We start from the raw sequence: 12,671 nt of genomic DNA on the forward strand, positions 1-12,671 counted from the left end.
AATACGGGAGAGAGGGGGAGGAAATGCTTTCACTGCAAGACAACATGACGTTGCTTTTGACAGGTCTCAGCCAGGGCTGCGCCTACGGGCTCATCGCCTTGGGCTTTGTCCTAATATACAAGGCAACCGAAGTGGTGAATTTCGCGCATGGCGAATTCATGATGTTGGGCGCATTCGCGGCCGTGACCTTTTCAAGCCTGTTTGGTTTCTGGATCGGACTGGTATGCGCGGCCCTCGCCGTCGGTGTGGTCGGGTATCTCTTGGATGCGGTCGTGATGCGACGCATCATCGGGCAAAGCCAGGCCAGCGTTTTCATCCTGACGGTCGCGTTCGGTTTCATTTTCCGTTCCATCGCCGGGATGATCTGGGGCTGGGATCTTTTGGCGCTGAACACGCCGTTCTCCGGTAGTCTCGATATCGCAAGCGTATCGGTGCGTGCGGACCGGTTGGCCATCATACTGGTCACGGCAATCATGTGCGTGGGCCTCTACTTCTTCTTTGCACGCAGCCGTGTTGGCGTTGCCATGCAGGCGGCCAGCCAGAACCAGTTGGCGGCATATTACATGGCCATTCCGGTGAAGAAGCTTGTTTCGGTCGTCTGGGCCATCGGCGCGATCATCGCCGCGCTTGCAGGCATCTTCAACGCCCCTTTTACCCAGGTCGATACGCAGATCGGTGCCCTTGGCCTCAAGGCGCTGGCAGGAGCGGTGATCGGCGGTTTCGGGTCCATTCCCGGTGCGCTTCTGGGATGCCTTCTGATCGGCGTCGCGGAGCCGTTTGCCGACTACTTCCTGCCCGCCATCAAGGGGGTGTCCGCTTACATCCTGATGCTCGCCGTTCTCTTCATCAAGCCCGAGGGTCTGATCGTACAGACCTTCCAGAAAAAGGTTTAAGCCATGCAGGTTTTGTTCAAAACCAGCTACGATCAGGACATTGATCACCTGCCCAAGCGTGGCGAAAAGATCAGGGTTTTCGCCGCTCTTATCGCCGTGGTCGTCCTGCCGCTATTGGTTGATCCGTTCTACCTGACCGAAATCGGCCTGCTTTTTGCGTATGTCGTTGCAGGCATCGGCCTGATGCTCCTCGTCGGGTTTACAGGGCAGGTAAGCTTTGGCCACTCGGCTTTCCTCGGGATAGGCGCCTACGCGCATACCGTGTTCCTGACCCTTGGTGTGCCGTTCCTGCCGTCGGTTGTCCTTACGGTTCTTCTATCCGGCATCGCGGGGCTGATCCTTGGCCGCTCGGCTTCCAAGATGCACGGCTTCTACCTTGCGATCGCGACGCTGGTCTTTGCGGTTCTGGTCGAAACTCTGATCGGTGAATGGGAACATGTTACCGGCGGGCATGCGGGAATTGCCGTGCCTGACATCAAGATCTTCGGGATCTACCTGACTGAACCGATCCACCAGTATTACCTGGACCTCATCTTCACCCTGATTGTGCTGGTCGCGGCGGCGAACCTGCTTCGGGCGCCGACCGGACGCGCGTTTCAGGCCATACGCGACTCCGAATTGTCGGCCAGGGGCCTGGGTGTCGATATCGCGTGGTACAAGATCAAGGCATTCGGCCTGAGCGCGGCAATCACCGGGCTGGCAGGCGTGCTGATGGCCCATCACCTGTACTTCCTGTCTCCCGAGACGTTCGGCATATCGGAATCTTTGCGGCTGCTTTTGATGGTGGTCGTGGGCGGTGTCGGAACGCTGTTGGGCGCCATTCTGGGAGCGGTCTTTATCACCGCGCTGCCCTTCGGGATCAGCATCCTGCGCAGCATGCTACCCGACAGCATCGCGAACCAGGCCGGGCTGGAGCCGCTGCTCTTCGGGATCGTGATCGTGCTGGTGCTTATCTACGAACCCGAAGGGATGGCAGGCCGCTGGCACAAGTTCCGCCTCTTCCTCGAAACCTTCCCCTACTACAAGCGCGCCAGCTTCGTTCGTCAGAAGAGTTATCTCAAGACGGAGCGGATGCGATGAACCAGCTGCATGTCGAAAACCTGTCGGTTGAATTCGGCGGGGTGAAGGCAGTCGATGACGTGTCCTTCATGGTCGAGCCGGGCGAGATCTTTGCCGTCATCGGACCGAACGGAGCAGGCAAATCGACGATTTTCAACCTGCTCAGCCGGATCTATCGTCCCTCGACGGGTAAGGTGGCATACGGTGCGCATGACCTGCTTGCCGCCGACCCGCACCGGATAGTCGATTTCGGGATCGCCCGGACGTTCCAGAACATCGAACTGTTTGAAAACGCAACCGTTTTGCAGAACCTGCTGATCGGACGCCACCGCCACACGCGCCCCAACTTGGTCCGCGAAATGCTGTTCTCTCGCAAGATGCGGGCCGAGGAACGCGAACACAGGCTGGCGGTCGAGGGGATCATCGACCTTTTGGACATGTCGCATATCCGCGACGAGCGCATCAGCGACCTACCCTATGGCGCGCGCAAGAACGTCGAAATCGCGCGGGCCCTGTGTTCCGAGCCGTCGCTATTGCTGCTGGACGAACCTGCCTCGGGGCTCAACAGCGAAGAAACGGACGATCTCGCCTTCTGGCTCGAGGACATCCGCGATGATCTGGGGATCACCCTGATGATGGTCGAACACGACATGTCGCTGGTCAATCGAATGGCAGACCGTGTGCTCGCGTTGAACAACGGGGCAACGCTGGCACTGGGGACGCCGGCCGAAGTGCAAGCCGACCCGAAAGTGCAATCTGCTTACCTGGGAGGCACCTATGACTGACCCGTTGCTCGCGGTGCAAAACCTCGAAACCTATTACGGACCTATCATGGCGATCCGCGGTGTCAGCCTGACCGTGGAGCCGGGCGAAACGGTGGCCGTATTGGGCGCCAACGGCGCGGGGAAAACCACGCTGATGAAATCCATCTCCGGCGCACTTGACACCCGCAAGGGCAAGGTCCTGCTGGATGGCAATGAAATCCAGGGGCGCGACCCCGACTGGGTGGCGGCCCTTGGGGTCGCGCATGTGCCCGAAGGCCGCGAAGTCTTTCCGTTCCTTTCGGTCAGGGAAAACCTGATGCTGGGCGCGTACAAGCGCCGGGATCGTTCCGAGGTCGCAAGGGATCTCGACGAGGTCTACGGCTATTTCCCGATCTTGAAAACCTTCGAAAGCAAGATGGCCGGGTATCTCTCGGGAGGCCAGCAACAGATGCTGGCGATCGGTCGCGGTTACATGTCCCGTCCGCGTTTGATGATCCTCGACGAACCCAGTCTCGGACTGTCACCGAAACTGGTGGAGGAGATCTTCGCGATCATCCGGAAACTGAACGAGGAAGAAGGCCTCACCATCCTCGTGGTCGAGCAGAACGCCAACGTGGCGCTGCAAGTGTCCCACCGCGCCTACGTGATGGAGGTTGGTGGCGTCGTGATGGACGGCCCTTCGAAAGAGCTCATGGAAAGCAAGGACATACAAGAGTTCTACCTCGGCCAGAAGGAAGAAGGCGCACGTGAAAACCGGCGCTGGAAAAAGCAGAAGACTTGGAGGTGAGGGCATAATGAACCAGGTTTCACGCATAGAAAGCCAGCCCTTCGAGCCGGTGATCCACAAGATCGATGGCTGCGACACGATCCCGAAGCTGTTCCTCGAAAAGGTGAAACAACGCGGCGACCGGATCGCCATGCGCGAAAAGGACTTTGGTCTGTGGCAGACCTTTTCATGGAACGATTTTCACGACCGCGCCATGCGGATCGCACACGGTCTTTTGAAGCTCGGCCTGCAAAAGGGCGACGTCGTGTCGATCCTGTCGGACGACTGCAAGGAATGGGTTTGGGCCGACATGGGGATCATGCTGGCCGGCGGCACCGTCAACGGCATCTACCCGACCTACCAGCCGGACCAGCTGGGCTATGTGCTCAACGACAGCAGGACGCGGTTCCTGTTCGTCGAAAACGAAGAGCAGCTTGACAAGTATATCACCGTGCGCAGCGAGGTGCCGGAGGTCGAGGCCGTTTATTTCTTTGATGACAAGGGGCTGCGCACGTTTCGTGACGACCGGATCCAACCGATCGAGCACCTGTACGAAGAGGGTAAGCTGGCTTGGGGCGCCAATGAGGCGCTGGTCGAAGAGATCGCGGCACGGTCCGACCCGGAAGACCTGGCCATCCTGTGCTACACTTCCGGGACGACCGGAAAGCCGAAGGGTGCGATGATCCCGCAGCGCGCCCTGATCTATCAGATGACGTTGGCGCCGGAGTATTTCAAAGTCACGCAAGACGATGAACTCCTCACCTACTTGCCATTGTGTCATGTGGCGGAGCGGGTTTTTTCCTTATGCATGCACCAGGCGACAGGTGCGGTCATCAATTTCGCCGAGTCTCCGGAATCCGTTCCCAAGAACCTGCAAGAGCTTTCTCCGACGGTTATTTTCGGTGTGCCCCGGATCTGGGAAAAGTCCTACTCGCGGATCAACACGTTGATGAGCGAGGCGACATGGATCGGTCGCAAGACCTATCAGGCCGCGATGAGCGTCGGCATGCGTCGGGCCGAGAAACTGATTGCCGGGCGTGATCTGTCTTTTTGGGACAAGGTGGCGTTTGCCGCGGTGGACCGGCTGGTCTTTCACAACATCAAGCAGCTGATCGGTTTGGACCGTGCGACATTCCTGGCGTCGGGCGCAGCGCCCATCTCGGAAAGCCTGCTCAAATGGTATCTGAGCTTGGGTCTTTCGATCACCGAAGCGTACGGCCAGACCGAAACCAGCGGATTGGCGACCTTGACCCGCGCGGGGCAATACAAGCCCGGGAGCGTGGGCCCCGCCGTCCCCGGTTCCGAAGTGCGGCTGGCGGATAACGGCGAAATCCTGATCCGTACCGACGGTGCGTTCAAAGGCTACCTCAACCAGCCCGAGAAATCCGCCGAGACGATCGTGAACGGGTGGATTCACACGGGCGATGTCGGCCATCTCGACGAAGACGGCAACCTGAGCATTACGGACCGCATCAAGGACATCATCATCACCGCTGGCGGCAAGAACATCACGCCAAGCCAGATCGAAAACGAGCTCAAGTTTTCGCCGTACATCTCCGACAGCGTCGTGATTGGCGACAGGCGGAAATACCTGACGGTGCTGATCATGATCGACAAGGAAAATGTCGAGCACTACGCGCAGACCAACGCGATCCCGTTCACGGACTACCGCTCGCTTTGTGCGCGTCCCGAAGTGGTCGAACTGATCCGGGCCGAGATCGAAGCCGTGAACCGGAATTTCTCGCCCGTCGAACAGCTCAAGAAATTCCGGCTGATCGACGTGTTGCTGACCGCCGAGGACGAAGAGCTCACACCGACGATGAAGCTGAAACGCAGCTTCGTCAGCGAGAAGTACAGCGCACTCATCAACGACATGTACAGCGCTTAACCCCGCGGCCAGTAAGCCGCTCCATTCCGGGAGGAAGAAATGAAATTGAACACACTATTGACGGCTGCCTTCGCGCTGAGCCTGGGTAGCGCGGTATTGGCCGAGCCGCGGGGGGTCACGGATGACGAGATCCGGATCGGCTCCTACTCGGATTTGTCGGGTCCGGTCGCGGTCTGGGGGGTTCCCGCAACCAACGCGCAGCGCATGCGCTACGAAGAGGCAAACGAAGCGGGCGGCATTCATGGTCGAAAGATCACTTTCCTGGTCGAAGACATGCAGTACCAGGTGCCACTGGCCGTTCGCGCCGCGAACCGCCTACTCAACCGTGACAAGGTGTTTCTGATGGTGGGCAACCTCGGTACGCCACACAACAACGCCACGATGCCCAAGCAGTTGGACGCCGGGGTTCCGAACCTCTTTCCGTTGACGGCGGCGATCTCGATGTTCGACCCTGCGCACCCCCTGACGATGGGATATCTGACCAGCTATCGCGATCAGGCCGTGGGCGGGATGCGCTATCTCGTCGAAAAGACCGGAAAGAAACGCGTCTGCCTTCAGACCCAGGCCACGGATTACGGCAAGGAGGTCGAGGATGGGTTCAACAAGGCGGTCGATGAAATGGGGCTCGAGGTAACTTCCGTCGGAAGCCACAAAACCTCGGAAACCGAGTTCACCGGCGCGGTGACGAGCCTCAAGAATTCTGGCTGCGAAATCCTTGTCCTTGGCACGTTCGTGCGCGACACGATGCAGATTTATTCGGCGGTACGTGAAGCCGGCTGGGACATTCCCGTCCTCGCCAACATGGTGCCCCTGATCCCGCTGACGGCCCAAACCGAAGGGATGAATGGCCTTTACGTGGTCGCGCCTTTCGCTCTGCCCGATTTCAAGGATGCCGCTGATAGCAACCCCGAGGCATATGCCTGGTTCAACAAGTATGTCGAAACCTATGGGCAGGAACCGAACCCGCAGGCCTATATCGGCTATGTCATTGCGGACCTGACCGTCACCGCGATGGAAGCGGCAGGCAAGGACCTGACAGCCGAGGGCGTCATGGAGGCCATCGAAGGTATCTCGGGCTATCAGGATATCTTTGGCGGGCCGACCGTGTCCTACAGCAAGACCAAGCGCAGCGGAATGGACTCTCTGGTGCTGTCACAGGTGCAAGATGGCGCTTGGGTCGTTATACAGGAAGAACTTCCTTATTAAAATTTGGAGCACCCGAAACCCATCGGGCGCTGCCGAACCTCGGAGAAACCAATGTCTGCTTCACAGCCACGCACAATCGGCCAGGAATTTGAAGGCCAAAGGTCTTCGGCAGAGCCGGAAATCTTCACGATTTCCGAGATCGCGGAGCAGGTTGGCGTCAGCGAAAAGACGATACGCTTCTACGAGGAAAAGGGCCTGATCAAGCCTGCGCGATTTGGTGGTCAACGCGTGTTCACCCGCGCTGACCGGGGCCGCATCAGGATCATCGTGCGGTCCAGCCAGCAGATCGGGCTGACACTGCACCAGATCGGCAAATACCTCGAGGCTTATGATGCAAGTGCAAGCGAGGTGGAGGCGATCAAGACCCTGTATCGCTATACTTACGGGTTTCTGGAAGACTTCCAGAAACGGCGCGAGGCGCTGGACGAAGGGATCAAGGGGCTGGATCAGATCCTGACCTTTGCCGTCGAACGGCTGCGCGAGAATGGCGTGACGCAGGAAGAGTTCGAAGAGCTGGACCGCACCGCCGAGGCGCCCGCCCGAGCGCGCACGGGCCGGAAACCCAAGGGTTCGAAAAGCCCGAAGGGAGATGCCGATGGTTAAGGCACGCCAACACATGTGAACGGGCGCCGTCGCGGCGCCGTCAATCCAAATTCGAAACTGGGAGTTGGGCATATCATGACCCAAGAGGTATTTCTTTGCTCTGGAAAACGCACGCCGTTCGGAGATTTTGGTAAATCTTTGAAAGACTTGGAGGGAACAGACCTGTCGATCCACGCGGCCAGGGCCTGTCTCGAAGTCAATGCCGTCGACGCCGCGAAGGTTGACCACCTTGTTTGCGGGAACGTGATCCCGGTGGGTCAGGGCGGGCTTTTTTCCTCGCGCGTGATCGCATTGGGAACTGGCATGCGGGAGGACAGCCGCGCTTTGAACGTGTCGCGCGCCTGTGGGTCCGGTACGCAGGCGATCGTCTCGGCCGCCGAGCAGATCATCTCGGGGCACAGCAAGATCGCGTTGGCCGGCGGGTACGAGAACGCCTCGCGGGTGCCGTACATCCTGACAGGCAGCCGGTGGGGCATGAAACGCGGTGCGGGTGCGGTGATCGATATGATCGACTACGCCTATCGAGATCCGTTCGACCTCTCGCTTATGGGCGAGACCGCCGAGAACCTCACCAAAGATTTCGGCTACATCCGTGAAGAGATGGATGACTATGCGCTGACAAGCCAGCAACGCGCCGGTGCCGCGATCCGGTCGGGATTTCTCGCGCGTCAGATCGCGCCAATCGAGGTGCCGGAAAAACGTGGAAGCCGCTTGTTCGAAACGGATGAGTTTCCCCGGCCGACAGTCACCCCAGAAAAACTGGCCGGCTTGAAGCCCGCCTTCCGCGAAGGCGGCCAGGTGACCGCCGGGAACTCAAGCGGCCTGACAGACGGCGCGGCCTTTCTTTTGGTTTGCGACGCTGAAAGTGCCAAGGTTGAAAATCTCGCTCCCCGAGCGCGTCTGGTGGATTGGGAGATCGTTGGCGTCCCACCGCGCATCATGGGGTGTGGGCCCGTTCCCGCAATTGATCGCTTGCTCAAGCGCCGCGGGATGGAGGTCGATGATATCGACTATTTCGAAATCAACGAAGCCTTTGCCGTGGTGAACCTGCATGCCGAGAAGATGCTGGGTGTGCCACGGGACCGGACCAACCTGTATGGCGGCGGAATTTCCATCGGCCACCCGCCCGGCGCAACCGGTGTGCGTATGACGCTGACAGCATTCGATCACCTTGATGATACGGGTGGGCGCTACGCCATCATTTCGATGTGTCTCGGCGCCGGTCAGGGCATGGCTGTCCTGATCGAGCGGGTTTGATTTCCCTATGAAAACAGGGGGCGGAATAATGCTGGACAACGAGATTGCAACAATCGGAAAGGTCTTCCAGGACACTGCTGCACTGTACGCATCCCGGCCCTTGCTGATCATTCCGCCCAATCCGCAAAGGCGTTATGATCCCGCTGGGCGCACGATTGCCTATGCCGAGGCAGCCGAGGCGGTGGACAGGATCGCAGACGCGCTCCAATCGGCGGGATATGGGCACGGGCACCGAATTGCGGTCTTGCTTGAAAACCGGCCCGAGATGCTGCTGTTCAAGCTTGCCTTCAGTGCGCTGGGAATATCGTGGGTACCGATCAACCCTGATTACCGGCCAAGCGAAATCGCCTTTCTCCTGCAGGATTCAGGCGCGGATCTGGCGATTTGCTTTCCCGATCACAAGGAACTGATGACAGAGGGGATTGCTGGCAGCGGTCGTGTCGTCCCGCTGCATCTTTTGGACGGGGACGATACCTTTCCTGTGGCCGGGCGCGCCGCCCCGATCAAGGAGGAGGTCAGCCCGCAAAGCGAAGCCAGCCTGCTCTATACCTCGGGGACGACGGGCAAACCCAAGGGCTGCATACTCAGCCACGAATATGAGCTGGAAATGGGGGCATGGTACGCGTCGCGCGGCGGGTATCTGAGCTTTGACCCCGAAGGGGAACGGGTTTACTGCCCTCTCCCGCTATTTCACGTCAATGCCGCCATACTCTTGTTTTTCGGCATGATCCTGACCGGCGGGTGCCAAATCGTGCCCGAACGTTTCAGCAAGACCGTCTGGTGGCGCGAAATTCGCGAAACCGGCGCGACGGGGCTGCATTATCTGGGCGTGATCATTCCGGTATTGATGAACGATCCGCCCTAGGAACAGGATCGCGATCACAAGGTCCGCTGGGGCTTCGGTGCGGGCGTCGAGCCGTCATTGCACGCGGCATTCGAGGCGCGGTTCGGTTTCCCGCTGATCGAGGTCTGGGGAATGACCGAAATGTGCCGGGTACTGGCAAACTGCCATGAGCCGAGACGGGTGAACACGCGTGCGATGGGACGTCCTCAACCGGGTCTTGAGGTGCGCGTCGTGGATGAACAGGACCGTGACGTGCCGGTCGGGGATACCGGAGAGCTGCTGGTCCGTCATTCCGCCGAAACGCCAAGGAAAGGTGCGTTCTCGGGCTATCTCAACCTGCCCGAAGCAACCGAAAAGGCGTGGCGCGGCGGCTGGTTTCATACCGGCGACACCGTACGCCAGGATGACACCGGGATGCTTTTTTTCTTTGACCGCAAGAAGAACATCATTCGGCGGTCCGGCGAAAACATCGCTGCGGCCGAGATCGAAGCCTGCCTGCAAGGGCATGACACGGTGGCACAGGTCGCGGTCATCGCGATCGAGGACGAGTTGCGCGACGAGGAGGTCATGGCCTGCGTCGTCGCGCAACACGCGCAGGGCGATAAGGGGCAGGCAAAGGCACTGTTTGATCACGCGTATTCCGAACTCGCCTACTACAAGGCGCCGGGTTGGATCGTTTTCGTCGATGATCTGCCGGTGACGGGAACACAAAAAGTGCTCAAGCACATGATTTTCAAAGACGGCGAAGACCCGCGTCAATTGCCGCGCGCGCACGACCTTCGGGCCTTCAAGAAACGGAAGGCCCGACATCATGGATAAGCTCGCAACTGACGCCTGCGTTGTGCCGCGCAAACAGCACCTCTTCGATACGAAATCCAGGAGTCGCCATGACGGGATCGACTGAAAACGCGGTTTGCCTCTTTGATCGCGGCACGGCAGGGCAAACCACGAAACCCCGTGACATCGTGATCGAACGGTTGCGCGTGACGCTTTTCTCCGAAGCGATCGGCGAAACCAATTCCATTCACTTGCGCCGCGACGCAGCCCGGGCGGCAGGATACCCGGATGTCGTTGCTCCACCCACTTTCGGGACGGTGATCGACATGGCCGCCCTTCAGGACACGGCGCGAGACGGTGATCCGGATATCCACCAGCTGATCAAAGCGGATTTCCGATTTCTTTTGCATGGTGAGGAAAAATACACCTATCACGGCCCGATTTTTGCCGGCGATACCGTCACCCACCAGTCCACGGTCCTTGGGTTTTCCCAGGCTACGGGTGGCCGCATCGAAATAGCGCATCTTCAGACATCCATTGCGCATCCCGAACGGGGACTGCTCGTGGATAGCAGGCGGGCTCTCATTCACAATCTCAAAGGGCTTGCCAGTCGATGAGCCAGATCAAGACACCGCGAACGATTCAGGTTGGCGACACCATTGGAGATCTGGCCTTCGGTCCCGTGACCAGAACGATGCTCTGTCTCTATGCGGGCGCTTCACTGGACCATAACCCGATACATATCGACAGCGATTTTGCCAAAGAGGCCGGACAGGACGATGTGTTTGCCCATGGCATGCTGGGAATGGCCCAGTTTGGTCGACTGGTATCGAACTGGGCCTCCATCGAAGCACTGCAAAGCCTGTCCACACGCTTTACCGCAATCGTGCCCGTCGGCTCGAAACTGCGGTTCACCGGCAAGGTTGCCGCGCGCGCCGAGGCCGCTGGGAAGACAATCGTAATCCTGGATCTGGAAGCGTTCCTGGAGGGGGGGCTCAAGGCCTTTTCGGGGCGAGCAGAAGTTGTGGTCGAGGCCTAGTAGAAACCGTTTCAAATTAAAGGCAAGTCATGTGCTGGCCGTAGAACCGAAGGAAATATCATGGAAAGCCAGAGGCTAAAGGGAAAAACGGCATATGTTACCGGTGCGGGGCGCGGTATCGGCCGCGCCGTCGCGCTCAAGCTGGCCCGAGAGGGCGCCAATGTCGTGATCAACGACCTGGACGGCGAGCCGGCGAACGAAGTTGCAGGGGCGATATCTGGCCTTGGTGGCACAGCGCTTCCGGTCATAGGAAGCGTCACCGAGGAGGGATTTGCCGATCATTTCATCCAGCAAGGGCTGGATGCCTTTGGCGAGATCGACATTGTCGTCAATAACGCGGGCTATACGTGGGATACCTATCTCGCCAAAATGAGCGATGCGCAGTTCGACGCCATGATGGACGTGCATGTGAAAGCGCCGTTCAGGGTTTTGCGTGCGGCCGCGCCGCATATCCGCAAACGCGCCGAGGCGGAAGCAGCCCGCGGCGAAGAGGTTTTTCGCAAGGTCGTCAACGTGTCCTCGATCGCGGGGCTGGGGGGCAATCCCGGTCAGGCGAACTATGCCGCGGGCAAAGCGGCCGTTATCGGCCTGACCAAGACGCTTGCCAAGGAATGGGGGCGCCACAAGGTGAACGTGAATTGCGCCGCCTTCGGGTATATCGAAACCCGTCTGACCGAAGCACGAGAGGTCAAGGAACAGGTCGTCGTCGATGGTAACGCCATCGGGGTCGGAATACCCAAGGCCGCCGCCGAAGCATTCGGATCGCAGGTTCCGCTCGGGCGCGGCGGCACGCCCGAGGAGGCCGCGGACGGCGTCTACCTGCTGTGTGCGCCCGAGGCGAACTATGTCTCTGGTCAGGTTCTGGTCATCGGGGGTGGATTGCTGATTTGAGCAGTCAGAAACCGCGCGACGAACACCGCGAACCACGATTGCAGCCGAGTTGGCTTTGACTCTGAAATGCAGGGGAATTGGACCCTATGGTCGTTCTGAACAAGATTTACACCCGCACCGGTGACAAGGGCGATACCGCACTGGGCAATGGTCAGCGTGTGGCCAAGAATGCCGCCCGCGTGAACGCTTATGGCACGGTCGATGAAACGAACGCGACGCTGGCCCTGGCCCGTTTGTACGCCACCGGGGATATGGATGCCGGGCTGGAACGGATACAGAATGACCTGTTCGATCTGGGCGCCGATCTTTGCCGGCCCGACATTGCCAAGGATCCAGAGGCGGAATACCCGCCCCTGCGCATCGCGGAAACGCAGGTTACCCGGCTGGAAACCGAAATCGACGCGATGAACAAGGCGCTGTCGCCTTTGCGCAGCTTCATCCTGCCGGGCGGGTCGGCACTGGCCGCGCACCTGCACCTGGGCCGCACGGTGTCGCGTCGGGCGGAACGGCTGGCCGTCGAACTTGCGCAGATCGAAGACGTCAACCCGCTTGCCGTCAAATACCTGAACCGCCTTAGCGACTGGCTGTTCGTCGCTGCGCGCGTTGCCAATGACAACGGCAACCAAGACGTGTTGTGGGTTCCCGGCGCCAATCGGTGAGTTCGTTTGCGATCAGCCCCATCGG

13 protein-coding genes and 1 pseudogene are annotated in these 12,671 nt (G+C 59.5%); all 14 read left to right on the top strand.

Translation table 11 applies throughout. From position 1 onward, the window contains the following. Nucleotides 1–23: 23 nt before the first annotated feature. The 14 genes and pseudogenes from ACFORG_RS03290 to ACFORG_RS03355 all read left to right on the top strand — a co-directional run bounded on the left by ACFORG_RS03290 (nt 24) and on the right by ACFORG_RS03355 (nt 12,646). Nucleotides 24–893 carry a branched-chain amino acid ABC transporter permease gene (locus ACFORG_RS03290; RefSeq protein WP_386733967.1) on the top strand — a complete coding sequence of 290 codons (870 nt, stop codon included), beginning with the start codon at nt 24–26 and terminating at the stop codon, nt 891–893. Nucleotides 894–896: 3 nt separating this feature from the next. Then, a complete protein-coding gene (locus ACFORG_RS03295) occupies nt 897–1,973 on the top strand; it encodes a branched-chain amino acid ABC transporter permease (protein WP_386733968.1) in 1,077 nt (358 codons plus the stop codon). Further along, nucleotides 1,970–2,737, top strand: coding sequence for an ABC transporter ATP-binding protein (locus ACFORG_RS03300; protein ID WP_386733969.1), 768 nt, complete (start codon nt 1,970–1,972; stop codon nt 2,735–2,737). Before ACFORG_RS03295 ends, ACFORG_RS03300 begins: the two co-directional genes overlap by 4 nt. Continuing rightward, nucleotides 2,730–3,503 (top strand): ABC transporter ATP-binding protein, encoded by a 774-nt coding sequence (locus ACFORG_RS03305; protein ID WP_386733970.1) that lies wholly within the window; start codon nt 2,730–2,732, stop codon nt 3,501–3,503. The genes ACFORG_RS03300 and ACFORG_RS03305 overlap by 8 nt, the downstream gene beginning before the upstream one ends. Before the next feature lie 7 nt (nt 3,504–3,510). Next, complete coding sequence (locus ACFORG_RS03310; protein ID WP_386733971.1) at nt 3,511–5,370, top strand: AMP-dependent synthetase/ligase; 1,860 nt, start codon at nt 3,511–3,513, stop codon at nt 5,368–5,370. A gap of 39 nt (nt 5,371–5,409) precedes the next feature. Further along, complete coding sequence (locus ACFORG_RS03315) at nt 5,410–6,576, top strand: ABC transporter substrate-binding protein (RefSeq protein ID WP_386733972.1); 1,167 nt, start codon at nt 5,410–5,412, stop codon at nt 6,574–6,576. 51 nt (nt 6,577–6,627) lie between these two features. Continuing rightward, nucleotides 6,628–7,179, top strand: coding sequence for a MerR family transcriptional regulator (locus ACFORG_RS03320; protein ID WP_386733973.1), 552 nt, complete (start codon nt 6,628–6,630; stop codon nt 7,177–7,179). A 75-nt stretch (nt 7,180–7,254) separates the two neighbouring features. Then, the gene (locus ACFORG_RS03325) at nt 7,255–8,436 is read left to right on the top strand and encodes a thiolase family protein (protein ID WP_386733974.1); all 1,182 of its coding nucleotides are present in this window, start codon (nt 7,255–7,257) and stop codon (nt 8,434–8,436) included. A gap of 28 nt (nt 8,437–8,464) precedes the next feature. Further along, nucleotides 8,465–9,562, top strand: a pseudogene (locus ACFORG_RS03330) (AMP-binding protein); the annotation flags it as partial. 132 nt (nt 9,563–9,694) lie between these two features. Beyond that, a complete protein-coding gene (locus tag ACFORG_RS03335) occupies nt 9,695–10,099 on the top strand; it encodes an AMP-binding enzyme (protein WP_386734112.1) in 405 nt (134 codons plus the stop codon). Nucleotides 10,100–10,167: 68 nt separating this feature from the next. Continuing rightward, on the top strand, nt 10,168–10,674 hold the full coding sequence (locus ACFORG_RS03340; RefSeq protein WP_386733975.1) for an FAS1-like dehydratase domain-containing protein: 507 nt from the start codon (nt 10,168–10,170) through the stop codon (nt 10,672–10,674). Continuing rightward, the gene (locus ACFORG_RS03345) at nt 10,671–11,096 is read left to right on the top strand and encodes a MaoC/PaaZ C-terminal domain-containing protein (RefSeq protein WP_386733976.1); all 426 of its coding nucleotides are present in this window, start codon (nt 10,671–10,673) and stop codon (nt 11,094–11,096) included. The genes ACFORG_RS03340 and ACFORG_RS03345 overlap by 4 nt, the downstream gene beginning before the upstream one ends. Before the next feature lie 60 nt (nt 11,097–11,156). Further along, the gene (locus ACFORG_RS03350) at nt 11,157–11,987 is read left to right on the top strand and encodes an SDR family NAD(P)-dependent oxidoreductase (protein WP_386733977.1); all 831 of its coding nucleotides are present in this window, start codon (nt 11,157–11,159) and stop codon (nt 11,985–11,987) included. An 86-nt stretch (nt 11,988–12,073) separates the two neighbouring features. Continuing rightward, a complete protein-coding gene (locus tag ACFORG_RS03355; RefSeq protein WP_386733978.1) occupies nt 12,074–12,646 on the top strand; it encodes a cob(I)yrinic acid a,c-diamide adenosyltransferase in 573 nt (190 codons plus the stop codon). The last annotated feature ends 25 nt before the right edge of the window (nt 12,647–12,671 follow it).

The sequence above is a fragment of the Lutimaribacter marinistellae genome, from assembly GCF_042648365.1.
GTDB lineage: Bacteria > Pseudomonadota > Alphaproteobacteria > Rhodobacterales > Rhodobacteraceae > Lutimaribacter_A > Lutimaribacter_A marinistellae.